This is a genomic window from Vibrio sp. Isolate33 (genome assembly GCF_022397895.1).
In the GTDB taxonomy this organism is placed as follows: Bacteria; Pseudomonadota; Gammaproteobacteria; order Enterobacterales; family Vibrionaceae; genus Vibrio; species Vibrio pomeroyi.
The window spans coordinates 41,882-66,469 of the sequence record NZ_JAKEUP010000016.1; the positions used below are offsets into that span (position 1 = coordinate 41,882).

The 24,588-nt window shown below is 44.4% G+C and carries 23 protein-coding genes and 1 tRNA gene; 21 read left to right on the forward strand and 3 right to left on the reverse strand.

Going from position 1 to position 24,588, the window contains the following annotated elements:
* Positions 1 to 237: 237 nt before the first annotated feature.
* Positions 238 to 966 carry a carboxy-S-adenosyl-L-methionine synthase CmoA gene (gene cmoA / locus L1D37_RS18900; RefSeq protein ID WP_239848785.1) on the reverse strand — a complete coding sequence of 243 codons (729 nt, stop codon included), beginning with the start codon at positions 964 to 966 and terminating at the stop codon, positions 238 to 240.
* A 139-nt stretch (positions 967 to 1,105) separates the two neighbouring features.
* Positions 1,106 to 1,990, reverse strand: a complete 885-nt coding sequence (locus L1D37_RS18905) for a DUF72 domain-containing protein (RefSeq protein WP_239848786.1) — start codon at positions 1,988 to 1,990, stop codon at positions 1,106 to 1,108.
* Between the two features lie 301 nt (positions 1,991 to 2,291).
* Between L1D37_RS18905 and aspS the strand changes: the two genes are divergently transcribed.
* The 18 genes from aspS (at position 2,292) to L1D37_RS18995 (ending at position 20,111) form a co-directional block, all read left to right on the forward strand.
* Positions 2,292 to 4,064: an aspartate--tRNA ligase gene (gene aspS / locus L1D37_RS18910; protein ID WP_239848787.1), complete on the forward strand. Its 1,773-nt coding sequence runs from the start codon at positions 2,292 to 2,294 to the stop codon at positions 4,062 to 4,064.
* Positions 4,065 to 4,234: 170 nt separating this feature from the next.
* Complete coding sequence (gene ruvC / locus L1D37_RS18915) at positions 4,235 to 4,756, forward strand: crossover junction endodeoxyribonuclease RuvC (protein ID WP_008219936.1); 522 nt, start codon at positions 4,235 to 4,237, stop codon at positions 4,754 to 4,756.
* A gap of 214 nt (positions 4,757 to 4,970) precedes the next feature.
* On the forward strand, positions 4,971 to 6,431 hold the full coding sequence (locus L1D37_RS18920; RefSeq protein WP_239848788.1) for a methyl-accepting chemotaxis protein: 1,461 nt from the start codon (positions 4,971 to 4,973) through the stop codon (positions 6,429 to 6,431).
* Positions 6,432 to 6,523: 92 nt separating this feature from the next.
* The gene (gene ruvA / locus L1D37_RS18925; protein WP_008219934.1) at positions 6,524 to 7,135 is read left to right on the forward strand and encodes a Holliday junction branch migration protein RuvA; all 612 of its coding nucleotides are present in this window, start codon (positions 6,524 to 6,526) and stop codon (positions 7,133 to 7,135) included.
* A 168-nt stretch (positions 7,136 to 7,303) separates the two neighbouring features.
* Positions 7,304 to 8,320 (forward strand): Holliday junction branch migration DNA helicase RuvB, encoded by a 1,017-nt coding sequence (gene ruvB, locus L1D37_RS18930; protein ID WP_017062078.1) that lies wholly within the window; start codon positions 7,304 to 7,306, stop codon positions 8,318 to 8,320.
* Between the two features lie 552 nt (positions 8,321 to 8,872).
* Positions 8,873 to 10,459 carry a cytochrome ubiquinol oxidase subunit I gene (gene cydA / locus L1D37_RS18935; protein ID WP_029405340.1) on the forward strand — a complete coding sequence of 529 codons (1,587 nt, stop codon included), beginning with the start codon at positions 8,873 to 8,875 and terminating at the stop codon, positions 10,457 to 10,459.
* Between the two features lie 13 nt (positions 10,460 to 10,472).
* On the forward strand, positions 10,473 to 11,609 hold the full coding sequence (gene cydB / locus L1D37_RS18940) for a cytochrome d ubiquinol oxidase subunit II (protein ID WP_176680130.1): 1,137 nt from the start codon (positions 10,473 to 10,475) through the stop codon (positions 11,607 to 11,609).
* 31 nt (positions 11,610 to 11,640) lie between these two features.
* Positions 11,641 to 11,748 carry a cytochrome bd-I oxidase subunit CydX gene (cydX, locus tag L1D37_RS18945; RefSeq protein ID WP_000270284.1) on the forward strand — a complete coding sequence of 36 codons (108 nt, stop codon included), beginning with the start codon at positions 11,641 to 11,643 and terminating at the stop codon, positions 11,746 to 11,748.
* Positions 11,741 to 12,043: a cyd operon protein YbgE gene (ybgE, locus tag L1D37_RS18950; RefSeq protein WP_017630632.1), complete on the forward strand. Its 303-nt coding sequence runs from the start codon at positions 11,741 to 11,743 to the stop codon at positions 12,041 to 12,043. Before cydX ends, ybgE begins: the two co-directional genes overlap by 8 nt.
* A 192-nt stretch (positions 12,044 to 12,235) precedes the next feature.
* A complete protein-coding gene (ybgC, locus tag L1D37_RS18955) occupies positions 12,236 to 12,655 on the forward strand; it encodes a tol-pal system-associated acyl-CoA thioesterase (protein ID WP_009846376.1) in 420 nt (139 codons plus the stop codon).
* Positions 12,645 to 13,328, forward strand: coding sequence for a protein TolQ (tolQ, locus tag L1D37_RS18960; RefSeq protein WP_017062073.1), 684 nt, complete (start codon positions 12,645 to 12,647; stop codon positions 13,326 to 13,328). The genes ybgC and tolQ overlap by 11 nt, the downstream gene beginning before the upstream one ends.
* 3 nt (positions 13,329 to 13,331) lie before the next feature.
* Positions 13,332 to 13,775, forward strand: a complete 444-nt coding sequence (gene tolR, locus L1D37_RS18965; RefSeq protein WP_017062072.1) for a protein TolR — start codon at positions 13,332 to 13,334, stop codon at positions 13,773 to 13,775.
* 13 nt (positions 13,776 to 13,788) lie between these two features.
* A complete protein-coding gene (gene tolA / locus L1D37_RS18970; protein WP_239848790.1) occupies positions 13,789 to 14,856 on the forward strand; it encodes a cell envelope integrity protein TolA in 1,068 nt (355 codons plus the stop codon).
* Positions 14,857 to 14,868: 12 nt separating this feature from the next.
* Positions 14,869 to 16,221, forward strand: a complete 1,353-nt coding sequence (tolB, locus tag L1D37_RS18975) for a Tol-Pal system beta propeller repeat protein TolB (RefSeq protein WP_210473833.1) — start codon at positions 14,869 to 14,871, stop codon at positions 16,219 to 16,221.
* A 111-nt stretch (positions 16,222 to 16,332) separates the two neighbouring features.
* On the forward strand, positions 16,333 to 16,875 hold the full coding sequence (pal, locus tag L1D37_RS18980) for a peptidoglycan-associated lipoprotein Pal (protein ID WP_017062069.1): 543 nt from the start codon (positions 16,333 to 16,335) through the stop codon (positions 16,873 to 16,875).
* Between the two features lie 33 nt (positions 16,876 to 16,908).
* Positions 16,909 to 17,697, forward strand: coding sequence for a tol-pal system protein YbgF (ybgF, locus tag L1D37_RS18985; RefSeq protein ID WP_239848792.1), 789 nt, complete (start codon positions 16,909 to 16,911; stop codon positions 17,695 to 17,697).
* Positions 17,698 to 17,843: 146 nt separating this feature from the next.
* Positions 17,844 to 18,905 (forward strand): quinolinate synthase NadA, encoded by a 1,062-nt coding sequence (gene nadA, locus L1D37_RS18990; RefSeq protein ID WP_017062067.1) that lies wholly within the window; start codon positions 17,844 to 17,846, stop codon positions 18,903 to 18,905.
* Between the two features lie 174 nt (positions 18,906 to 19,079).
* Positions 19,080 to 20,111 carry a potassium channel family protein gene (locus L1D37_RS18995; protein WP_239848793.1) on the forward strand — a complete coding sequence of 344 codons (1,032 nt, stop codon included), beginning with the start codon at positions 19,080 to 19,082 and terminating at the stop codon, positions 20,109 to 20,111.
* Between the two features lie 107 nt (positions 20,112 to 20,218).
* On the opposite strand, the gene L1D37_RS19000 is transcribed toward L1D37_RS18995, so the two are convergent.
* Positions 20,219 to 20,788, reverse strand: a complete 570-nt coding sequence (locus L1D37_RS19000; RefSeq protein WP_017630625.1) for a UPF0149 family protein — start codon at positions 20,786 to 20,788, stop codon at positions 20,219 to 20,221.
* Positions 20,789 to 20,959: 171 nt separating this feature from the next.
* Between L1D37_RS19000 and L1D37_RS19005 the strand changes: the two genes are divergently transcribed.
* The 3 genes from L1D37_RS19005 (at position 20,960) to L1D37_RS19015 (ending at position 24,475) form a co-directional block, all read left to right on the forward strand.
* Entirely contained in the window at positions 20,960 to 23,506 is a 2,547-nt protein-coding gene (locus L1D37_RS19005) for a hybrid sensor histidine kinase/response regulator (RefSeq protein WP_239848795.1), read from the forward strand.
* Positions 23,507 to 23,754: 248 nt separating this feature from the next.
* Positions 23,755 to 24,204: an L-alanine exporter AlaE gene (locus L1D37_RS19010; protein WP_102423554.1), complete on the forward strand. Its 450-nt coding sequence runs from the start codon at positions 23,755 to 23,757 to the stop codon at positions 24,202 to 24,204.
* Positions 24,205 to 24,384: 180 nt separating this feature from the next.
* A tRNA-Ser gene (locus L1D37_RS19015) sits at positions 24,385 to 24,475 on the forward strand.
* Positions 24,476 to 24,588 lie beyond the last annotated feature (113 nt).

A 24,588-nucleotide genomic window follows, 5' to 3' on the forward strand; every position in this document is an offset into this window, starting at 1 on the left:
AGAACAAGTTCCTAAATTTTGTTACCCGATACTATCGTCATCCTCGAACGCGAGTCGACGAGTGCATCGGGGATCTATAAATAGATGCTAGAGTGTTTTGTTAAGGGGCGCTTTCTGAGTCGCTCGACACTCATAAAAATACTAGTGATTAAGGTAAAGCTAAAAAGAGAGATTCCCTATCACGTTCGTCCCTCACAGTAGGGAATGAAGGGTATCATTCAGTATCACTTAGCTAGACTATTTAATGGCGAACATCGAACCAAAGTTGAAACACTGGAACCATACTTCGCTGCTAGAGAAGCCAATCTTATCAAAGCGCTCTCTGTGCACAGGGATAGAATCAGGACGCATCACGTTTTCGATCGCGCTACGCTTTTGGCTCACTTCTAGCTCGCTGTATCCGTTAGCACGTTTGAAATCATGGTGCAGATCGATCAGCAGTTCATTTGAGCTTTCGTCTTCGAATACGTATTTTTCTGACAGGATTAAGATGCCACCTGGGCGCAAGCCTGCGTGAATTTTCTCGAGCAAAGCGTATCGGTCGTCTGGAGACAAGAATTGCAGCGTAAAGTTAAGCACCACAATAGAAGCGTCTTTGATTTCTACTTCACGAATATCAGCTTCGATGACTTCGACCGGCGTGTCGCTGCGGTAAGCGTTAACGTGCAATTTGCAGCGCTCAACCATCGCTTCTGAATTATCGATAGCGAAAATTGTGCAGCCTTCTTGTTGGATGTGACGACGCATTGAAAGCGTTGCAGCACCAAGAGAACAACCAAGGTCGTAAATATTTGAATGCGGCTTAACGAAGCGCTCAGCCAGCATGCCGATTGCAGAGATGATGTTGCTATAACCAGGCACCGAACGTTGAATCATATCCGGAAATACTTCAGCAACCCTTGCATCGAAGGTGAAGTCTCCAATTTTATCAATAGGAGCGGAAAAGATATTGTCTGTGTTGCTCATGGCATTCTCTCTCGACAGTCAGCGTAATTGGCACAGAATTCGTACCAAATAAAAGGGGACGTATTTTACGTAAAAAAAGGACTGCTGTCACGAAAACTGAGATTACTGCTGAGGATTACAGCCAGATGTACAAGAAGACTTAAAACATTGAGATTTGATGGTTGCCTTTCTGAGCAGGAAACTGAGCAAGATCGGGCAATAATAATGACGTATTTTCAGACACTTGCTTCTGCAATAGCTCGTAAATAGCAATCGCGAGTTCAGGCGCATGGTTATTGTCTGGGGTGTGAATCATTAAATACGGCTGTTTGCCTTCACTGAGCCAGGTTGGAATTTTGCTAAACCATGGCTTAAAAAACTCGATGTTAGGCTCTTGGTCAGGATGGCCAATAAAGCGAATCATCGGGTTGTTGGCAGTCGCTATGGCATGAACGGGCACGCGTGGTTTTTTCTGATGCGCATCGATCACTGCCTCTGTGGTTGGCGGCGCGGAAAAAACGGGGCGGCTATCCATAATAATGCGATTGATACCTTCTTCAACCAGCCATTGATTGAAACGCTTTTCGTCGTCACCTTTGTCAAAGAAACCCAAGTGGCGAACTTCAACACCCAACTGCATGTCTTTTGGAAACAAAGTACAAAACTTTTGCAGGGCAGGGAGCATGCTCGGTTCAAAACTGTGTGGTAGCTGAATCGTCCATTGACCAATGCGATCATGCAACGGTGACATGGTCATTAAGAACTCTTTGAGTTCGGCTTGGCAGTGTCTCAGTTGTTGCTGGTGCGTGATGAACTTGGGTAGTTTAAAGGTGAACCTGAAGTCATCGTGGCTTGCCGCTTTCCAGTTATGCACTGTAGTCATACTCGGCGTCGCGTAGAAGGTCGTATTGCCCTCTACGGTATGGAAAACTTGAGTGTACTTTTCAAGGCGTTCTGCGGGTTTGGTGCCTTTACCGTAGAACTGACTTTGCCACTCAGAATGAGACCACATGGTTAATCCAAGTCTTAAAGGTAAAGTGTCCATCGTTTTTGCACCATTAGTCATCACATTACTGCTTTTAATCGAAACGAAAATCTACTTTACGAGAGTTTTGCTGATTAAGGTACTTTCGAGATATAATTATCGCAATTTTTTCGGTTTTGATGAATCTTTGCGCACTTGGTGGGCTAAAAAGCAGCAAAGCCAGATAAAACACAATAAATTCGAATGTGGAAGGTCGATTTTAACCGAGTTTCCGCGTATAAATGTTTCTTTGCTCTGTTGTGTGGAATGACCACTGACAGCTTGGAAATTAGTAAATAATTAAGAGATTGGGAAATTCATTATGCGTACCCATTACTGTGGTAACCTGAACAAGTCCCTGGCGGGACAAACTGTAGAATTGTGCGGCTGGGTAAACCGTCGCCGTGATTTAGGCGGTCTTATCTTTATTGATATGCGTGATCGTGAAGGCATCGTTCAGGTTGTTGTCGATCCAGATATGAAAGATATCTTCCTGATCGCTAACCAACTGCGTAATGAATTCTGTATCAAATTTACTGGTGAAGTACGTGTTCGTCCTGACAGCCAAGTAAATAAAGACATGGCTACTGGTGAAGTAGAGCTTTACGCGACTGGTCTAGAGATCATCAACCGTTCAGAAGCGCTTCCACTAGACTTCAACCAAACAAACTCTGAAGAGCAACGTCTTAAGTACCGTTACATCGATCTTCGTCGTCCAGAAATGAGCGACCGTATCAAGCTTCGTGCACGTGCTTCTAGCTTCGTTCGTCGTTTCCTTGATGAGAACCTGTTCCTAGACATCGAAACGCCAGTACTAACTAAAGCGACGCCAGAAGGTGCTCGTGACTACTTAGTACCAAGCCGTGTTCATAAAGGCAGCTTCTACGCGCTTCCTCAATCTCCTCAGCTGTTCAAGCAACTGCTGATGATGTCTGGTTTTGACCGTTACTACCAAATCGTTAAATGTTTCCGTGATGAAGATTTACGTGCTGACCGTCAGCCTGAATTTACTCAGATCGATATCGAAACATCGTTCATGTCTTCTCAAGAAGTACGTAACATCACTGAAAAGCTAGTTCACGATATGTGGAAAGAGCTTCTAGATGTTGAACTTGGTCAATTCCCAGTAATGCCTTTCTCTGAAGCGATTCGTCGTTTCGGTTCTGATAAGCCAGATCTACGTAACCCACTAGAGCTAGTTGACGTTGCTGACTTAGTTAAAGATGTTGAGTTCAAAGTATTCTCAGGCCCTGCTAACGACGAAAAAGGTCGTGTAGCGGTTATCCGTGTACCAGGTGGTGCTAAGCTAACTCGTAAGCAAATCGACGGTTACGCAGAACACGTAAACATCTACGGCGCGAAAGGCCTAGCTTGGATGAAGGTTAACGACCGTGCTGCAGGCATGGAAGGTATTCAATCTCCAGTTGCTAAATTCCTAAGTGAAGACGTAATCAACGGTATTCTAGATCGCACTCAAGCTGAATCTGGCGATATCATTCTGTTCGGCGCAGACAAAGCGGGCATCGTTGCTGAAGCAATGGGCGCACTTCGTCTTAAACTTGGTACTGATCTAGAGCTAACAGACACATCTGCATGGGCTCCATTGTGGGTTGTTGACTTCCCAATGTTCGAAGAAGACGGCGAAGGTAACCTACACGCAATGCACCACCCATTCACATCGCCACTAGGTGTGAACGCGGAAGAGCTAAAAGCGAACCCTGCAGCAGCAAACTCTGATGCATACGATATGGTAATCAACGGCTACGAAGTTGGCGGCGGTTCTGTACGTATTCACAATGCAGAAATGCAAACGGCTGTATTCGGTATCCTAGGTATCGAAGCACAAGAGCAACAAGAGAAGTTCGGCTTCCTACTAGATGCTCTTCAATACGGTACTCCACCACACGCTGGTCTAGCATTCGGTCTTGACCGTCTAGCTATGCTACTTTGTGGTACAGAGAACATCCGTGACGTTATCGCATTCCCGAAAACAACAGCTGCAGCATGTCTACTAACAGACGCGCCAAGCCTAGCGAACCCAGCATCACTGGAAGAGCTAGCAATCGCAGTTAAACTAGCGAAGAAAGAAGACTAATCAAACGATTAGCCTAACTTTCTAAAGAGCTTATTTTTTTTAGAACTTAGCTTTTTAGAACTCAGTTTCGCAGTAGAACAATAAAATGCCCGTTAATTTGACGGGCATTTTTTTTTGCGTTCGATATACTAAGCTCATAAAGCATGTATAAATAATCAGTATTTGAAGTTATGTCTATTATCTTAGGGATTGACCCTGGCTCACGCATTACCGGTTACGGTGTTATTCGTCAAAATGGCCGCCACCTATATTACTTAGGGAGTGGTTGCATTCGCACCTCAGAAAAAGAGTTACCGGGTCGACTCAAGCAGATCTATGCAGGTGTGAGCGAAATCATTACTCAGTTCCAACCAGATGTGTTTGCGATAGAGCAGGTCTTCATGGCGAAGAATGCGGACTCGGCACTTAAGCTTGGTCAGGCTCGTGGCAGTGCGATCGTAGCGGCTGTAAATGCGGATCTGCCTGTTCATGAATACGCGGCTCGTTTAATTAAGCAAGCGGTGACAGGTAATGGTGGTGCAGACAAGTCTATGGTTCAGAACATGGTGATGAGTATGCTTAAGTTACCTGCTAAACCACAGGCCGATGCGGCAGATGCTCTGGGCGTAGCGATCACTCACGCTAACACCAACAAAACCTTGATTGCACTGGCGGGTAAGGCGACAGGCGCAAGAAAAGGGCGTTACCGTTAATTCCCATTCTTCTGTTAGCTCCTACATACAGTATTTTAAACCAATTCTACTGATGAGCCTCACGCCCTGTTTGGCTCATATCAAAACACTACGCAGCTAAATCCTTGATGAAATGAGATCTTTCGAACACAAACCAAATAATAACATTGCGTATCATTTAACATGTTATTAACATTGGTCGGAGGTCTAACAAGTTAATCAAGGATGATCACTGATGAACCCTATAAAGCTGTGGCGTGCGCTGTTTTTACCCAAAAGTAATGGGTGGAGTAACAACGAAGTCAGACAAGCCGATATCTTATTACTCTTTACCTTTATCGCCTTCTTTGTGGGTGTCTACAGCTTAATCAAATGGACAAAGCACGAAGAGCAACTCCTGATCGCCACATCTGTATTCCTTATCGTGTTTGAACTGATCTCCGCACTGCTGTTGCGTGTTACCAGTAAACCCAGCCTTGCACTCAATTTTGGCTTTGTAGGGATGGCAGTGCACGCGCTGAATATCATCTACCAAAGCGGTGGTGTGGTGGCATCGACACAGGCTTATTGGGTGCCTTTGTTAGTGGTCGCTTTTTTCTTGTCAGGAACACGCATTGTCGCCTTGGTATGGAGTGGGTTGGTGATTGGTGTGTCATTGGTGATGACGTCGGCTCATCTTGATGGTTTTGAATTTCCGCAGTTAGTACTTACTCCGGAAGCGGTGGTGGTTGAAACCTGGTCTGGTGTGATCATGCCGCTGGTGGTGATTTGCATTGCTCAAGCGTTTACTGCCAAGCAAAAAGAAGTGGCAATCGAAATGGCCGAAGAAGCGATTTCAGAAAGCCAACAGATTGCCAATCAAGCGACTCAAAGTGAAGGGCGACTATCGGTTGTGCTAGACCAAGCTAATTCTAACTCTGAAAGCTTACAGGGGGTGTCTGTGCATCTAGACCAACAGTCGCGAGACTTACATTCCCAAGTTGAAGTGCTGAACATCAACTGTGAATCTCAAGCAAGTGCCGCAGAACAGATGAGCCAACAATTGCACCAAATGACCCAAGGTATCGAAGAATCCAACTCATTTGTCGGTGAACTGAAAGAGCGCAGTGAAGCGGTGGGCACTAAAGCGCAAAAGAGCTCTGAGTCATTAGAGGCTTCAACCAGTGCAATCACTCAGATCATTCAAAGTAATCAAGAGATCATGAAGGTCGCCGATTTGATTACTTCAGTAGCGGAACAAACTAACTTGTTGGCATTAAACGCGGCAATAGAAGCGGCTCGCGCAGGTGAACAGGGAAGAGGCTTTGCGGTAGTCGCTGACCAAGTGAGGGAGTTATCGGCGAAAAGCAGTCACTCCGCAATAGAGATTCGAACCTTGTTGGATCGCAGTAAAGACGAAGTGGAGCATGGTCGAGCGATTATTGAAACCACGGCGAATGAGATGAATGGCATCATCTCAGAGGTGCAAACTATCTCGACTGATGTGAATCAGCTGACCAACATTATGGCGATGCAGATGAATTCCTTGAAAGAGCTCGATCTCGCGAGTTCAGAAGTGGCGCAAAGTGTCGCGGAAACTAAATCTGTTTCAGGCTTAGTGGCTAATTATGGTTCTGAACTCACAGGACACGTTACCTCTGTCAAAGAGCTGGTCGAAAGCTTAAATAACGTGGTTTCACAAGCCAAACAAGCGTAAATAAATCACATGAATAAACACAAAGAACTGGATAAGCATCCAGTTCTTTTATATTCTGTCCCTCAAATTATATTCCATCAAGAGAGTGAATTGTGATCGGACGTCTACGCGGTACATTAATAGAAAAACAGCCACCAGAGTTATTAATTGAAGTGAGTGGCGTTGGCTATGAAGTTCAAATGCCAATGAGCTGTTTTTATGAATTACCAAACGTTGGCGAAGAGGCAATTATCTACACTCACTTTGTTGTTCGTGAAGATGCACAACTGCTTTACGGCTTCAACACAGTAAAAGAACGCGCGCTGTTCCGTGAAGTAATCAAAGCGAACGGTGTTGGCCCTAAACTTGGCCTTGGCATCCTTTCAGGTATGACGGCGAGCCAGTTTGTTCAGAGTGTTGAACGTGAAGATATTTCTACGCTAGTGAAATTACCGGGTGTTGGTAAGAAAACGGCCGAGCGTCTTGTTGTTGAAATGAAAGACCGCCTGAAAGGGTGGGGTGCAGGTGATCTATTTACGCCTGCAACGGATGCAGCACCGATTGACTCTATGCCAACCGTTCACGACGCTGAAGAAGAAGCGGTAAGTGCACTACTTGCATTAGGCTACAAGCCGACTCAAGCTTCTAAGGTTGTTTCTCAAGTGGCTAAAGAAGGCATGACAAGCGAACAACTGATTCGTGATGCCTTGAAGTCGATGGTTTAATTAAAACCAACACTGAAATCGCGATGTAAGCTCTGTGCTGCATCGCGTTAATCTCTAGCGAGTACGATCTCGTTAGAATATGCTTAGTATTCATGTGCTTCACTATTGGTGAGCGACTAAGCAAGAATTAAAGATAACAGAGTTAACACTCTTAAATTGGAACCCTCTATGATTGAAGCTGATCGCCTCATTGCTCCTGATAATCCGGTCTTTAAAGATGAAGATGTTATTGACCGCGCGATACGACCGAAAGCATTAGCCGACTATCAAGGTCAGGATCACGTTCGTGGTCAGATGGAAATTTTCATTAAAGCAGCTCAACTTCGTAATGAGGCGCTCGATCATCTGTTGATATTTGGTCCTCCAGGCTTGGGTAAAACTACCTTGGCGAACATCGTTGCCAATGAAATGGACGTTAACATTCGTACCACTTCAGGGCCTGTATTAGAAAAAGCAGGGGACTTGGCGGCATTGCTGACCAACCTTGAAGAAAATGATGTGCTGTTCATCGATGAGATCCACCGTTTAAGCCCTGTGGTTGAAGAGGTGTTGTATCCAGCGATGGAAGATTACCAACTGGACATCATGATCGGTGAAGGCCCTGCGGCACGCTCAATCAAGATCGACCTTCCACCTTTTACTCTGATTGGCGCGACGACTCGTGCTGGTTCTCTGACGTCTCCGCTGCGTGACCGTTTTGGTATTACCCAGCGTCTTGAGTACTACAAAGTTGAAGACCTGCAAAACATCGTTCAACGCAGTGCCGATTGCTTAGGTTTATCTATGGAATCTGAAGGCGCATTGGAAGTTGCTCGCCGTGCTCGTGGCACACCTCGTATTGCTAACCGTTTACTGCGCCGCGTTCGCGACTATGCGGAAGTGAAAGGGGATGGCCATATTTGTCCAGAGGTTGCCGATAAAGCACTTAACATGTTGGATGTCGATGCTAAAGGTTTCGACTACATGGATAGAAAGCTTCTGCTCGCAATTATGGAGAAGTTTGGTGGTGGTCCAGTAGGTATCGACAACATGGCAGCCGCGATTGGTGAAGAGAGAGACACCATTGAAGATGTGTTAGAGCCTTACTTGATACAGCAAGGTTATCTACAAAGAACGCCAAGAGGCCGAATCGCGACCGACAGAGCGTATTTACACTTTGGAATAGATAAACCTTCTAATCGTTAAATTATTCATTTTAAAAGATCCCAGTTGCATAAGCACTGGGATTTTTTGCTTTTTACTGAATAACAACTCTTTGAGCGAGTCGATAAAAAGGTCGAAAAGGGCGCTTCAAAAATGAAAACTTTGATTTCAGGTTTGATTTGGATAACAGAAAATGAAATAAGTTGTCATATTTTTTGTTAATACTTTATAGGTAGTTGTAATTCGTATGTTGAGGTGGTGCTGAGCATTTGTCACAGATATCATGCGCTGTTATTAAGACAAGCATAATTGGTGTGATTTTAATCATAATTGTACAAAAATAACTCTAATTTGCTCGAATAAATTTGATACAAATCAACGCAGGGTTCTCCCATAAACCTTTTGAAACATACTGATTTTACCAGTAATATTAGCGCCAGCTATATTAGCTCATGCTTAACAATAATCTAACTATAACGGTACGTTTTTGCTACAAATTTCAATTTGTAATAACAATTACATAAATTGTTTTAACATGGATTTTTGAGGTGAATAATCACACAAGTGTCATTCAGCCGACACAAAGGAGTTACCATGATTGATGTTGTTGATCTGTCGCGATTGCAGTTTGCATTTACAGCGATGTATCACTTCCTATTTGTTCCACTGACTTTAGGTATGGCATTTCTACTTGCCATTATGGAGTCAGTTTATGTAATGACTGGCAAGCAAATTTACAAGGACATGACCAAGTTCTGGGGTAAATTGTTTGGTATTAACTTTGCTCTTGGTGTAGCGACAGGCTTAACCATGGAGTTCCAGTTTGGTACTAACTGGTCTTACTATTCTCACTATGTTGGCGACATCTTTGGTGCTCCGCTAGCTATCGAAGCGCTTGTTGCATTCTTCCTAGAGTCTACTTTTGTTGGCCTATTCTTCTTCGGTTGGGACAGACTGTCAAAGCGTCAACACTTAGCGGTAACTTGGTTAGTAGCACTTGGCTCTAACTTCTCAGCGCTTTGGATCTTGGTAGCAAACGGCTGGATGCAAAACCCAGTGGGTGCGGAATTTAACTTTGAAACCATGCGTATGGAGATGGTGAGCTTCGCTGAAGTTGTACTAAACCCAGTAGCACAAGTTAAATTCGTACACACAGTAGCGTCTGGTTACACAACGGGTGCAATGTTCATCCTTGGTATCAGCTCATACTACATTCTTAAAGGTCGTGACCTTGCCTTTGCTCGTCGCTCTTTCGCGATTGCAGCATCTTTCGGTATGGCGGCGATCCTGTCAGTAATCGTACTAGGTGATGAATCTGGTTACGAGCTTGGTGAAGTTCAAAAAGTGAAGCTCGCTGCTGTAGAAGCAGAATGGCACACTGAAGAAGCACCAGCAGCATTTACTGTTTTTGGTATTCCAAACCAAGAAACAATGAATACTGACTACGCAATTAAAATCCCTTACGTAATGGGTATCATCGCAACACGTTCTTTCGATAAAGAAGTAACGGGCCTGCGTGACCTACGTGATGACCACGTTGATCGTATCCGCACGGGTATGTACGCGTACGAATTGCTTGAAAAGCTACGTGCAGGCGACAAGTCTGAAGAAAACATGGCTGCTTTCGACGAAGTGAAAGGTGACCTAGGTTACGGTCTACTTCTTAAACGCTACACAGACGAAGTTGTTGATGCAACAGAAGACCAAATCCAAATGGCTGCGGATGATTCTATCCCAACAGTTTGGCCTCTATTCTGGTCATTCCGTCTGATGGTTGCTTGTGGCTTCATCATGTTATTCGTATTCGGTGCTGCGTTTGTTCAAACGTGTCGTCAGAAGATCGAACAGAAACCATGGGTACTTAAAGCTGCGCTATTCTCAATCCCACTGCCTTGGATTGCGATTGAAGCAGGTTGGTTCGTTGCTGAGTTTGGTCGTCAACCATGGGCGGTTGGTGAAATCCTACCGGTTAACGTTGCTGCATCAGCACTAACTATCGAACAGCTTTGGACTTCTCTATTCGCTATCCTTGCACTGTACACAGTGTTCTTGATTGCTGAAGTTTACCTAATGCTGAAATTCGCACGTAAAGGTCCAAGTAGCTTGAAGACAGGCCGTTACCACTTCGAACAAAACGATAACTCTGTTGAAGACAAAGTTAGCCGTTCAGTTGAAGTATAAGTGAGGGAATATTATGTTTGATTACGAAAGCTTACGACTTATTTGGTGGGTATTGATCGGTGTTCTACTGGTTGGTTTCGCCGTAACTGATGGCTTTGATATGGGTGTTGCAGCTCTGTCACCTGTTATCGGTAAGAGCGACACTGAACGTCGTATTATGCTGAATACTATTGCCCCTCACTGGGATGGCAACCAAGTATGGCTAATTACGGCTGGTGGTGCATTGTTCGCTGCATGGCCACTGGTTTACGCGACGTCTTTCTCTGGTTTCTACTTTGCAATGTACGTGACGCTAGCAGCACTTTGGCTACGTCCACTTGCTCTTGATTACCGTTCAAAGATTGAAGAGCCAAAATGGCGTAAGGCTTGGGACTACGCACTTTGCTTCAGTGGCACAGTTCCGCCAATCATCTTCGGTGTAGCATTTGGTAACCTAATGCAAGGTGTTCCATTTGACCTAAACGACCTGATGATGTCTAAGTACCACGGTACGTTCTTTGCTCTGCTAAACCCATTTGCATTGCTATGTGGTGTGTTGGCTCTAATGTTGTTCGTGATGCAAGGTGCAACATGGCTTCAAATGAAGACAACAGAAGAACTGCACAACCGTGCACGTAACGTTGCTCAGATCACTGGCCTAATTGCTATTGCTCTGTTCGTTATTGGTGGTTTCTGGGTTCAATCTATCGAAGGCTATGTGATTACAAGCACTATCGATACGTTTGCTGATTCAAACCCACTAAACAAAGAAGTATCACTTCAAGTTGGTGCTTGGATGACAAACTTCGAAACCTATCCAGCAATGTGGGCTGCGCCGATTCTTGGTGTGGTAATGCCACTGCTTGCTGTGATTGCATCTCGCTTTGAGCGTGGTGGTTTCGCATTCTTGTTCTCAAGCCTATCTAACGCTGGTGTTATTCTAACGGCTGGTTTTGCAATGTTCCCATTCGTAATGCCATCAAGCCTGAATCCTAACCATAGTTTGACTATGTGGGATTCAACAGCGAGTGAGCTAACGCTTGGTCTTATGACTGCAGTTGCGGCGGTAATGGTTCCTGTGATTCTTGGCTACACAACTTGGACATACTACAAAATGTTCGGTCGCCTAGATAAGAAACACATCGAAGATAACGACGTTTCAGCTTACTAAGCTAGAAGTGAAATAACTTAGGAGAAATTTTATGTGGTATTTCGCATGGATTTTGGGTGTACTTCTAGCATGTGCATTCGGCATCATCAATGCTCTATGGCTAGAGCATTCAGAAATGATGGACAAAGACAGTGAGTAATCTCGCAGAGCAAGTTGCTAAGCTGCATCAACCAATGGACAAGACTCTGTTAAGAGCTTTATCTCTAGTATTGGGTTTCATGCATGTTGGTTTGGTAATGTGGGATCCTGAAGCGTATGCGACAAGCATCGGTGGCTTTAACGCGATCATCGGGCCAATGTTTATCTGGGCAGTATGCTCAAGCATGGTTTACGGTATCGGATTTAAGCCAAGAGCTTGGATGTGGCAGCTGCTGTTTAGCCCGTACGTTTCGCTCACAATTTTGCTCTACCTAACGGTGCTGCGCCTTATCTAAATAAGGTTATGAATTAGGTTTATAACAAAGTAAACCTAGGTAACTGTTGGGTTTTTAGTCAAAAAGAGGTCATCTTATACAGATGGCCTTTTTTTTCGTCTCTAAACTCAAAAAATTCACTGCCATATACTATTAATGATAATGAGTTAGGTTATAGTAATCTCTTTACCGTTTTAGGGTTGTGGAATCAATTTGCAGGGATTATCGAAGCCGTTTACGTGGCCAGTAACCGTATATTACGAAGACACCGATGCCGGTGGCGTGGTGTACCATTCTAACTATCTCAAATTTTTTGAACGCGCTCGAACTGAGATGTTGCGCTCAATTGGCGTTTCTCAGCAGGTATTATTAGAACAAAACATCGGTTTTGTAGTCCGACATATGGACATAGATTTTATTCAAGGCGCGCGCCTTGATGATTCTTTACAAGTCATTACAAATATTTACGAGTTGAAGCGAGCTACCTTGGTCTTCTGTCAAGAGATCGTAAATCCTGATGGCAAAGCATTGTGTAAAGCAATGGTTAAGGTAGCATGTATCGACAATCAAAAAATGAAACCAAAGGCAATGCCAACATTTATTCTTACGGAGCTAACGAATAGTGACTGCTGAAATCTCAATCTTAGGCCTAATTTTAGAAGCTAGTTTACTAGTGAAGATGGTCATGCTGACTCTTATGGGCATGTCTGTTGTGTCTTGGGCGATGATCATAAAAAGAAGTAAAGTGTTATCTCAAGCTTCTAAACAAACTGAAGTGTTTGAAGATAAGTTCTGGTCTGGTGTTGATCTGGCTAAATTGTATCAAGAGAGCAATAAGCGCAAAGATGAGCTTTCTGGTACCGAAGAGATTTTCTACGCAGGATTCACTGAATTTGCTCGCCTTCGTAAATCAAACGCAACGTCTCCTGACTTCATCATGGAAGGTACTGGCCGTGCAATGCGCGTTGCCGTAGCTCGCGAAGTCGACGAACTAGAAACAAACTTACCTTTCTTAGCGACAGTCGGTTCTATCAGCCCTTACATCGGCCTATTTGGTACGGTTTGGGGCATCATGCACTCATTCATCGCTTTAGGTGAAGTGAAGCAAGCGACACTTGCTATGGTTGCTCCTGGTATTGCAGAAGCACTTATTGCCACGGCAATGGGTCTGTTCGCCGCAATCCCGGCAGTAATGGCGTACAACCGCTTCAGCAGCCGAGTAGGTAAGTTAGAACACAACTACGCAACTTTCTCTGAAGAGTTCCACAGCATTCTTCACCGTCAAGCGATGGCTGGCAGGGAATAATAGATGGCTGGATACCAACCTAAAAAACGTAAAATGACAGCAGAGATTAACGTTGTACCTTACATCGACGTTATGCTTGTTTTGCTGATCATTTTTATGGTGACTTCACCGTTCGTGACTCAAGGTGTCGACGTTGAATTGCCTCAGGCTTCAACGGCTAAGTCTGCACAAGATCTTTTGGGTGACGACAACGCGAGCTTTATTATCGTTGAAGTGAACAAAGACGGTGAGCTTGGTTTGAGTGTGAATGACGAAGAAGTACAACGTGGTTTATCCATGGAAGATATTATCGTCCGAGTGAAAGCTGAGTTGTCTTTGAAGCCGAATTCTCCAGTGGCGGTTGGCGGTGATGCCGCAACGCCTTACGCTGAAGTGGTTTTATTACTTGATGAATTAAGCCGTGCAGGTGTGCCAAAGGTTGGCCTTTTAACGGATATAAGGGAATAGCTCCGTAGCATTCATGAAAGCGACTAATAAAAAATCCAATAGTTTCAGAAAACCGCTTCTTATTTCACTTGGGCTGCACGTCATTCTATTCGTTGCGCTCATTTGGGGAGCGGATTTCACGATGTCAGAACCTAAGCCGACAGGCCAAATGGTTCAAGCTGTGGTGATTGATCCTCAGTTGGTTCGCCAACAAGCTCAACAGATTCGTCAACAACGAGAAGCCGCGAGCAAGAAAGAGCAAGAACGTCTAGACAAGCTCAGACGTGAAAGCGAACGACTTGAAAAAAATCGTAAAGCGGAAGAAGAAAACATCCGTAAGCTAAAAGAGCAACAAGCGAAGGATGCAAAAGCCGCTCGAGAGGCTGAAAAACGACGTGTCGAGAACGAGAAGAAACGCAAAGCTGAAGAAGCGCGTTTACAGCAAGAACAAAAGAAAGCCGCTAAAGCCGAAGCTGACCGCAAGTTGAAAGAAGCGGCGTTGGTGAAAGCTGAAAATGAGCGTAAAGCCAAAGAAGCTGCTATCGCGAAAGCTGAACAAGAACGCGTGGCAAAAGAAAAAGCCGCGCAACAAGCTGCTGAAAAAGCGCGTAAAGAAAAAGAAGCCGCTGAGCGTGCTGAGAAGCAACGTATAGCGAAAGAGAAAGAAGCCGCCGCTGCAGCAGAGAAAGCCCGAAAGGCGAAAGAAGCGGCAGCAAGAGCGGAAAAAGAGCGTAAACAGCAAGAAGCAGCATTGAATGACATTTTTGCTGGCCTTGAAACTGAAGCGACTCAAAACTCTTCGGCAAGACAACAATTTATTAGTGATGAAGCACAGCGTTACGGCGCTATTTATACCCAACTAATTCAGCAGAACCTATTGTTAGAAGACAGCTACAGAGGGCGCTCGTGCCGAGTGAACTTGAAGCTTATTCCAACGGGATCAAATGCTATTTTGGGTAGCTTAAGTATCTTGGATGGCGATAGCCGTTTGTGCGCAGCAACCAAGCGTGCGGTGGCACAAGTGCAATCTTATCCATTGCCTAAAGACCCTGACATCGTGAAATCACTGAAAGACATTAACTTAACTGTATCACCAGAGTAAAAGGACGAACTTGTGTTAAAAAAACTATTACTGAGTTTTGTTTTTGTAATAGCGACAAGCAGCCAGTTTGCACATGCGGCGCTGGAGCTGGTTATTACAGACGGCATTAACTCTGCACGACCTATCGCTATTGTACCTTTCCGCTGGGAAGGCGCAGAGCCGCTACCACATGATGTATCAGCAGTTATTGCTTCTGACTTACAACGTAGTGGTAAATTCAGCCCAGTTGCGACAAGCAAAATGCCTCAAACGCCTTACAGTGAAACTGAGGTGAATTTTGATGCTTGGACCAACCTAGGTGTTGACTCATTACTTACCGGTAGCATCACCAAAAATGCCGAAGGGCAGTATGTGGTGAATTACCAATTGATCGACATTGTTCGTGGTCAACTGACCAAAGGACAAAGCCGTGCACTAAGCGATGAAGGCCAATTGGTTCTTTCTAAAGATCACGTGTTGTTCAACAAGAAGGCTACGGTTCCAGGCAAACGCTTGAGAGAGTACGCACACCGAATCTCAGACTTAGTGTATGAAGAGCTAACTGGTGAGAAAGGCGCGTTCTTAACTCGCATCTCTTACGTGGTAGTGAACGACAAAGACAAGTACCCGTACCAACTTCGTGTTGCAGACTACGATGGCTTTAACGAGCGTTTAGTGCTTCGTTCTAAGCAGCCTCTAATGTCACCTGCATGGTCACCAGATGGTAAAAAGCTGGCTTATGTGAGCTTCCAGAATGGCCAAGCTGAAATATTCATCATGAATATTTACACCGGTGAACGTGAGAAAGTGACGTCATACCCTCGTCACAATGGTGCGCCAAGATTCTCGCCAGATGGTAAAACATTGGCATTGGTATTGTCGAAAACGGGCAGCCTTCAGGTGTACACACTTGACCTTGCTAGCCGTAAGCTGACTCAAATTACCCGCGGCCGTTCGAACAATACTGAACCATTCTGGCACCCAGATGGCAAGTCTCTAATTTTCACATCGGATCGTGGTGGTAAACCACAGATTTATAATGTAAATTTGTCAAATAATTCGACTTCTCGTATTACTTGGCAAGGTAGCCAAAACTTAGGTGGCCAGATCACACCTGATGGACGATTCCTAATCATGGTAAATCGTAGCAACTCAGGCTTTAACTTGGCTAAGCAGGATTTGGAAACAGGTGCGGTTCAGGTACTAACAAAAACATTGTTAGACGAATCTCCAAGTATTGCACCGAATGGAGGTATGGTTATCTATAGCTCTATTTACAACAAGACAAACGTACTATCGATGGTTTCTATCGATGGCCGTTTCAAAGCTAGATTACCGGCAACCAACGGACGTGTAAGAGCGCCTGCATGGTCACCGTTCCTCTAGTTTAAGTGATACATTCTATTAGCTATTGATAGTGTTAACTATTGTGGCGTTTAACTATCTATAGCACTTAGTCGCTGTAGAAACTAAGTTTGATAACGTAAGGAAAAAAAGATGCAACTTAACAAAGTTCTTAAAGGCTTGATGATTGCACTACCAGTGATGGCAGTAACGGCATGTAGCTCAACTGATGAAGCAACATCTGCAACATCTGGTACTGAAAGCAACCAAACAACTTCAGGTTCAGAAGGCAACGTAGACACAACTGTTGTAACGCCAATTGACGCTAACGGTCAACTGTCTGAGCAAGAGCTTAAAGAGCAAGCGCTACGTGAAACTCAAACAATCTACTTCGCATTCGATAACTCTACTATCGCTGGCGATTACGAAGAAATGCTAGCAGCTCACGCAGCTTACCTAGTTAAGAACGTTGACATGAACGTTACTATCGAAGGTCACGCTGATGAGCGCGGTACTCCTGAGTACAACATCGCACTTGGCGAGCGTCGTGCACAAGCTGTAGCGAAATACCTACAAGCTCTAGGTGTTCAAGCAGACCAAATCTCTATCGTAAGCTACGGTGAAGAGAAGCCACTTCTTCTAGGTCAATCTGAAGATGTGTACGCTAAAAACCGTCGCGCAGTACTAGTTTACTAATTTTAGTAGACTATATAATTGAGGAATTGCCTCATGTTCAGTAACACAAAGCGAGTCATTTTGCTTTCGTTACTGGCAAGTGCAGCGAACACATCGTTCGCTGCACCAGCTCCAGTATCCGATCTCAATAGCACCGCAACCAATTCATCATCTTCCTCTCGAGCAGCGTCTGCATCTAACGAATCAGATATTGAGCGTTTAGAACGCCTGCTTCAAAATCGCAACCTTGTTCAGCTTCAAATGCAACAGCAAATCGACGACATGTCACTGGAAATCAGTGAACTTCGTGGTGAGCTGGAACGAAACAGCTACGATATGAAGCAAATGCTAGAGCGCCAACGTGAACTGTTCATTGAACTGGATCGTGTAAGAGGCGAGGTGAAAGCAGCAGGAACCGCAACGGTAGCAGTGGCAGCGAGCGAAGGCTCTAAAGATGCTTCTGGTACGTTCAGTACTGATGTCGATGAGCAAACTGCTTATCAAAATGCTGTAGATATGATTCTAAAGCAACGAGACTACACGGGTGCGATTGCCGCATTCCAAAAGTTTCAAAAAGACTTCCCAGATTCAACCTTCACTCCTAACTCACATTACTGGTTAGGTCAGCTTTATTTCGCTAAAAAGCAAGATAAAGAAGCTGTGAAGAGCTTTGCCGCTGTTGTGTCGTACAAAGACTCAAACAAGCGAGCAGATGCACTGGTTAAGCTTGGTGACATAGCTGCGCGCAACAATAACGCGACGCAAGCTAAGAAATATTACCAACAAGTCGTGACCGAGTACCCAAATAGTGCTTCGGCAAAAGTGGCTAAAACCCACTTATAAAACAAAATAGGGGTGCTTAGGCGCCTCTTTTTTATACCCTCTCTAATACTTATCTGTACTTGCTTACAACCAATCCTTTTTGATCCCAATCGCTGTCCTGTGTAGAATACTCGGATTCTCGGAAGAAGTTGCGTAGAGCAAGAGCAATGAGCCATATACTAGATAAAATCGATACAGTTTACCCGTTTCCGCCTAAGCCAGTTCCATTGAGCGACGCTCAGAAACAGGCCCACATCGCAAACATCAAAAAACTACTTCAAGAAAAAGATGCAGTTCTAATTGCACACTACTACACAGACCCTGAAATTCAGGCTCTGGCAGAAGAAACTGGTGGTTTCGTTGGCGATTCATTAGAAATGGCTAAATTCGGTAACCGTCACTCAGCAAGCACTTTGATCATCGCTGGTGTTCGTTTCATGGGTGAGTCTGCAAAGATCCTTACTCCTGAAAAACGCATTCTAATGCCAACACTTGAAGCTGAATGTTCACTTGACCTTGGTTGTCCTGCTGATAAATTCACAGAATTTTGTGATGCTCACCCTGACCACACAGTGGTTGTATACGCGAACACCTCTGCGGCTGTTAAAGCTCGTGCAGACTGGGTGGTTACGTCGAGTATCGCTTTAGAAATCGTAGAAAGCCTAGACGCTGAAGGCAAACCAATTATTTGGGGCCCAGACCGTCACCTAGGTTCTTACATCGCAAATCAAACTGGCGCTGACATGTTGCTTTGGCAAGGTGAGTGTATCGTTCATGATGAGTTCTCAGCTGATGCTTTGAAGAAAATGAAATCGGTATACCCAGAAGCGGCTATTTTGGTTCACCCAGAATCACCAGCAAGTGTGGTTGAACTGGCTGACGCTGTAGGTTCAACAAGCCAACTGATTAAGAAGGCGAAAGAGCTTCCTCATCCACAGATGATTGTTGCGACTGATAAAGGTATCTTCTTCAAGATGCAGCAATTGGTTCCTGAAAAAGAACTGATTGAAGCGCCAACAGCTGGTGCTGGTGCAACTTGTCGTAGCTGTGCTCACTGTCCTTGGATGGCGATGAACGGCCTTGAAGCGATTGAAAATGCGCTTGAGAACGGTGGTGAGCAACACGAGATCTTCGTTTCTGACGAACTACGTGTGAAGTCTCTTATCCCGTTGAACCGCATGCTAGATTTTGCCGAGCAGTTAAATGTGCAGGTAAAAGGTAACGCGTAAGTCGTTCTTTTATCTAACCAACGAAAAACCAGCCAATAGTGCTGGTTTTTTTGTATCTAGAGATTGAACGCTACTATCAATCTTGTGGTCATGTATCTTTTTCTGATGATACATCTTGTTGATATCAGGTATTTTTTCTAGCATGTAAGTAAGATCGAAGGATTTGAGGCTCGAATGATAATCTGGTTACAACTCAAACGTTGGGTCAAAGCAAATATCTTTGTTTTGAATGGAAAAAACTTACTGTTCACCTTCTTAGGCTACGTATTTCTGTCGTGGTCGAGTTTGTATTTAGCGGGTGAAACAGCGCTAACCAGCTCGTTTACCACGTTCGCTTACTATCTAGTCGTGACGGCTTCTACTGTTGGCTACGGTGATTTATCACCCACGACAGAAGCTGGGCAATGGATTGTTATATTGTTTGTGATTCCGGGTGGACTGAGTCTTTTCGCGGCCTTGCTGGGTAAGGTAGCGACAGAAGGTGTTGAATATTGGCGAGCGGGCTTGCTAGGAAAAAGGAGAGTTAGAGTGGACAACCACATTTTGATGCTTGGATGGAATGAGCAAAGAACCATCCACCTCATTCGTATGTTGCAGCATGAAGAAACGGGCAAGCGACCAATCGTGTTATGTACTCGTTCAGATATCGAGAACCCGTTACCCGGCGAAATCAATTTCGTTAAAGTGAACAGCTACACTGATGGCAAAGAGATGGAAAAAACCGGCATCGAGTCTGCCAGTTGTATCCTCATTGATAATCCTGAAGATGATATTACTTTATCTGCGGCGCTTTACTGTGCGAACCGTAACCCTAAAGCTCATCTTCTGGTGTACTTTAAAGACGAAGCATTGAGCGATTTGCTACACAAGCATTGTCCTAACTCCGAATGTATTCCTGCTGTTGGTGCGGAAATGCTGGCTAAAGCTGCGGTCGACCCGGGTTCAAGTGCGCTTCACCAAGAGCTATTGAGCTCAACACGGGGCATGACACAGTATTCGACCTATTACCCAGAGAATTCTGAACCAGTGACGGTTGCGCCGATTTTCTCTGTGTTTAAAGAGAAGTATCAAGCCACTTTGATTGCGATTGATACGGGAAGTGGTATTGAACTTAACCCAGCACTCGACCAAGTTGTCAGCAGTGGCACTAAGCTGTTCTATATTGCCGATGAACGGATTGATCATTTTGATTGGAAAGGCTTTTAAATCAGCCAATTACCTTCAGAACTAAAAAAGGCCTCGTTAGAAGCCTTTTTGTTATTGTCTGATCGAGTTAAGCAGTGAGCTTAATTCTTTTGCAGAACTTATTGAGATTATTGAGCTTCTGCCAATGCGATGCCACGCTGCGTTAGACCGCAAAGCATCACAGGAACCGCGTTAAAGATCTCTTCGAACTGCTCTAGACCTTCGATGCCTTGTTCAGCAAGTGTTGCGATTGAGGTTTCTGGATCGTAAAGCATGCTCAGTGAAAGCAGCACACCGCCAACCAGAGCATTGTCTTCGCTGTCTTCAGGCATCAGTGTTTCCCAATCATCACGGGCAACCTGCCAGCCTTGAAGCAAGCCTTCACAAAAATCGCGAGCCGCTGTGTTAACAACTTCTTCATCATCCAACTGACAAGCTTCAGGCCAAACCCAAGTGCCTTCAATCAGCTCTGGGCGTGTCTTATTCCAAAGCGCGATGATAACTTCAATGTAGCTTTCAAGTTGCTCACCATCAGTAAAAGGAGCGACTTCTTCGCCACCCCAAAGGAACGGTAGCCACTCATGCGGGGTTAACACATTGGGTGCCGCTGCCATTGCAGTGACAAATCCGATGGTTTTGTGTTCTGTGATTAGCTTTCCTTCCAACTCTGGAAGCGCAAGAATATCTTGTAAAGTCAAAGTGAGGTACCGTAAAAGGGAACATATTTGCGCTTATAGTACCAATGAACTTGTGCCAATCAAGCTTCAATCTAAAAAGCCTTGATGTCATGGATGATAAACACTAGTTTTAACAGAAAAGAAAACAATAAAAGAATTATGCAGATACGGTCGTCTCTTAAGAAAAAAAGCATGGTAGCGCTTGGGCTGTACCTTGCTATGTTTATTGCCATTGTCGGTAGTGTGACGTATTACGTCGTAGAATCCCCTGTGCGCGCCAAATTACAGCAAAACCTCGACTTGCGCACGCAACTGTTATCGGCATTGATTACAGAGCCACTCAGCAGCTCTCAAGGCTTTGTTGATAGTTTAGTTGGTTTTGCTCAGGCACATCGTAAAGGTGAAGATGTCATCCCGCTATTCAAGTCGATGTTAGCCGCGAGCGATGACACAATCGTGAGTGCTGGTATTTGGCCAGAACCTTATGCGCTGGATTCCGACAAGCTCTTAAACAGTTATTTTTTCAACAAAGCTGACGATGGCACGATTGACCAGCTGTTCTCTTACAACAATCCTAAAAACGCCCCTTATCACGAAGAGTATTGGTATACCTCGGTTGTAGACAAGCCACAGGGGACCATCTCTTGGAGCGATGTCTATATCGATCCCTATACTCATGTTCGAATGATTACGGCTTCGTCACCTTATTACTACGACGGCACCTTTGCCGGTATTGCGACGGTGGATCTCTCGCTCGAAGAGTTACTGGGTTTCATTAAAAACCACGCAGAAGAGTACAATCTTGGTATCACCCTGAGAGATAAACTCAACCAGGTCTTGGTTTCGCATAACTTCAATCTGGTTGAAGGGATCTATATCAGTAGCAATCAATTTGGTGAGTTTGGCTGGCAAGTGGATGTGGTTAACTCAAAATCACGTGTAGCAGATGAAGTGTTTCGTCAGGTCATGAGTATTGAGGGCGGTATTGTTCCGCTGTTACTACTGTGTGTCATGGCTGGTTATTACTTATTGAATCGCTACTTGATTAGCCCAATTACTAACATTGCCGCTAAGGTCGGCGGCTCTAGAGCTGGTGAAATCATTGATGTGGAATACTCAAGTGACGACGAAATTGGCCATTTGATTAAAACCTTCAACGAGAAGACCATCTACCTCGAAGCGGAAAAGGTTAAGGCTCAGGCATCAACCAATGCTAAAACGGCTTTCCTCGCGACCCTGTCACATGAAATCCGTACACCGATGAATGGTGTATTGGGTACCGCTCAGATCCTTTTGAAAACGCCTTTAAATTCTGAACAAGAGAAGCACCTGAAGAGCCTATATGAGTCAGGCGATCATATGATGACACTGCTCAATGAGATCTTGGATTTCTCGAAGATCGAGCAGGGCAGGTTGGATCTCGATGAAACTCGATTCCCTCTGGATTCGATCATCGGCAGTATTAACAGTGTCTACTACACCTTATCTTCTGAAAAAGGCCTCCAATTCAAAGTGTACTCTGAAGTGCCTTCGGGTCGTTGGTACTTCTCGGATAAAGCACGCCTGCGCCAAATCTTATTTAACCTATTAAATAATGCCGTGAAGTTCACCTCTAGAGGCTTTGTTGAGGTGTACTTTAAAGAAATCGTCGAGGGCAGTGACACCTATCTGAGTATTCGAGTTCGTGACACCGGCATCGGTATTTCTAAAGAAGCTCAAAAACGTATTTTCAAACCTTTCGAACAGGCAGAGTCGTCGACCACAAGACGTTTTGGTGGTACTGGCCTTGGCTTAGCGATTGTGAAGAAGATTGCCCAGCTCATGGATGGCAGCATTACCGTCACCAGCGAAGAGGGTATAGGCACAAGCTTTGATGTTCGATTGAAGATTCAACCGTGTCAGCCCGGTGAGATAGAGAGCTTGCCACACAAGAAATTAGATTACTCCGGTTTGAAGGTGTTGATTGTAGAGGATAACCGAACCAATACCGTCATCATTGAAACCTTCATGAGCAGCAAGGGGTTCACATGTAAGAGCGTAGAAAACGGTGAGCTTGCTATACAAGCTGTCGTTGCTGAGCATTTTGATTTGGTGTTGATGGATAACCACATGCCAGTGATGGACGGTGTGGAATCAACCACTGCGATTCGCGCTTTAATTGGCGATGTTTCATCCGTCTTAATATTTGGTTGTACTGCTGATGTGTTTAAAGAGACTCGCGAGCGTATGCTCGGTGCGGGTGTCGACTACATCATTGCAAAACCAATCGATGAGCGAGAGCTCGACGATGCTTTATTCCGTTATTCGAATAAGCTTTACCAGTTCCACGAGGAAGAGAGCAATGATGAGCAGAGCGATAGTGCCGACTATAGCGATGATCAAGCTATTGATGAAAGAGTAAGTCATGGAACAGAAAACCATGAGCTAGAAAGCAATAACGCTAAAAATCCAAAAACACACCTTCATGGGCAAAAGAGTCAAAGTCGCTCGCTGCCTAAACCTGACTTACGAAACAAAGACAATACTGAAGAGTTGTTAGTAACACTTTATGTGGCTCTTGAAGACAACAACCTTGAGTTAATTCAATTTGCCTTAGAGAGCTTGCGTGTTCATGTCAAACCTATGAACAATGCTGAACTGACCTACCAAGTGGATAAGGCTTTAGAGCAGGTTTCTCAGGGTGCCCCTCCTACTCAAGATGTTATTAATATCATTACTGTTAATCTGCCCATGGCCTAGTTGTTGTTTAATTACAGAAAGTAAACAACGAATTGTCCATTATTTGACCTTGATATGATTTTTTGGTGGAAGTGACTGCTTTTTAAGTGGTTTTTGGTTGTTAATTTACAACTTAATTTTTAATTTGGAATGTATGACTGCCTATCTTGTGATTTAATAGCGACATTATCTGGTAGGGTGTGAAAACACCTTGTTTATATGTTACTAAATCACTAAATAGGTAGTGATATATTTTAGGTTTGTCATCAATGAAGTCTCGTGGTCCATTTTGTATCCGTAACGCAGCGGCGGATACATTTGCTATGGTAGTTTTCTGTTTTATCTCTGGCATGATCGTAGAAGTGTTTATCTCTGGAATGACGTTTGAGCAATCTCTTGCTTCACGAACGTTATCTATTCCGGTAAACATTGCTATCGCATGGCCTTATGGTGTCTTTCGTGATTGGTTCTTGCGCAATGGTGCAAAACTTTCACAAAGTTCGTTGATGAAGAACTTGTCTGATCTTATGGCTTACGTGTTATTCCAATCACCTGTGTATGCGGGTATTTTGTTGGCGGTGGGTGCTTCAAGCGATCAGATCGTGACCGCGGTAACCAGTAATGCAGTTATCTCATGTGGTATGGGCGTACTTTACGGTTACTTCTTAGATATGTGCCGTAAATGGTTTAGAGTTCCAGGCTACTATCAACAAGCTTAAGAAAAGCAACAAGCGTAAGTGTAGCGATAGAATAAAATTTGGTTTGTTTTTGATCTAATGAGTTAATTTGTAATCGAACGAGCTGAAAAAGGCACTTTTTTTGAGAATGCCCCTTGACCAAAGCAAGCAGAATCAATAAAGTAGCGCCTCGTTGAGTGACAAGCTCAACGCACAATTTGTGGAAGGATGGCTGAGTGGCTTAAGGCGCTCGCCTGGAAAGCGAGTATACGTTTATAGCGTATCTGGGGTTCAAATCCCCATCCTTCCACCACTATTCAAAACCCTAGCAGAAATGCTGGGGTTTTCTCGTTTCAGAGCCCCTATATTCCGCACTCCCTTCATACTTCCCTAATATGACTTTCTTTAATCATTTCTTAGTAGTTA

What these genes read in the sequence shown, in the direction of transcription:
- aspS (WP_239848787.1), top strand. Translation starts at nt 2,292, where the DNA reads ATGCGTACCCATTACTGTGGTAACCTGAACAAGTCCCTGGCGGGACAA.
- tolA (WP_239848790.1), top strand. Translation starts at nt 13,789, where the DNA reads ATGAAAGCGACTAATAAAAAATCCAATAGTTTCAGAAAACCGCTTCTT.
- cydA (WP_029405340.1), top strand. Translation starts at nt 8,873, where the DNA reads ATGATTGATGTTGTTGATCTGTCGCGATTGCAGTTTGCATTTACAGCG.
- ruvB (WP_017062078.1), top strand. Translation starts at nt 7,304, where the DNA reads ATGATTGAAGCTGATCGCCTCATTGCTCCTGATAATCCGGTCTTTAAA.
- L1D37_RS18920 (WP_239848788.1), top strand. Translation starts at nt 4,971, where the DNA reads ATGAACCCTATAAAGCTGTGGCGTGCGCTGTTTTTACCCAAAAGTAAT.
- L1D37_RS19005 (WP_239848795.1), top strand. Translation starts at nt 20,960, where the DNA reads ATGGTAGCGCTTGGGCTGTACCTTGCTATGTTTATTGCCATTGTCGGT.
- pal (WP_017062069.1), top strand. Translation starts at nt 16,333, where the DNA reads ATGCAACTTAACAAAGTTCTTAAAGGCTTGATGATTGCACTACCAGTG.
- ruvC (WP_008219936.1), top strand. Translation starts at nt 4,235, where the DNA reads ATGTCTATTATCTTAGGGATTGACCCTGGCTCACGCATTACCGGTTAC.
- ybgF (WP_239848792.1), top strand. Translation starts at nt 16,909, where the DNA reads ATGTTCAGTAACACAAAGCGAGTCATTTTGCTTTCGTTACTGGCAAGT.
- tolR (WP_017062072.1), top strand. Translation starts at nt 13,332, where the DNA reads ATGGCTGGATACCAACCTAAAAAACGTAAAATGACAGCAGAGATTAAC.
- cydB (WP_176680130.1), top strand. Translation starts at nt 10,473, where the DNA reads ATGTTTGATTACGAAAGCTTACGACTTATTTGGTGGGTATTGATCGGT.
- nadA (WP_017062067.1), top strand. Translation starts at nt 17,844, where the DNA reads ATGAGCCATATACTAGATAAAATCGATACAGTTTACCCGTTTCCGCCT.
- L1D37_RS19010 (WP_102423554.1), top strand. Translation starts at nt 23,755, where the DNA reads ATGAAGTCTCGTGGTCCATTTTGTATCCGTAACGCAGCGGCGGATACA.
- L1D37_RS18995 (WP_239848793.1), top strand. Translation starts at nt 19,080, where the DNA reads ATGATAATCTGGTTACAACTCAAACGTTGGGTCAAAGCAAATATCTTT.
- cydX (WP_000270284.1), top strand. Translation starts at nt 11,641, where the DNA reads ATGTGGTATTTCGCATGGATTTTGGGTGTACTTCTAGCATGTGCATTC.
- cmoA (WP_239848785.1), bottom strand. Translation starts at nt 966, where the DNA reads ATGAGCAACACAGACAATATCTTTTCCGCTCCTATTGATAAAATTGGA.
- L1D37_RS18905 (WP_239848786.1), bottom strand. Translation starts at nt 1,990, where the DNA reads ATGGACACTTTACCTTTAAGACTTGGATTAACCATGTGGTCTCATTCT.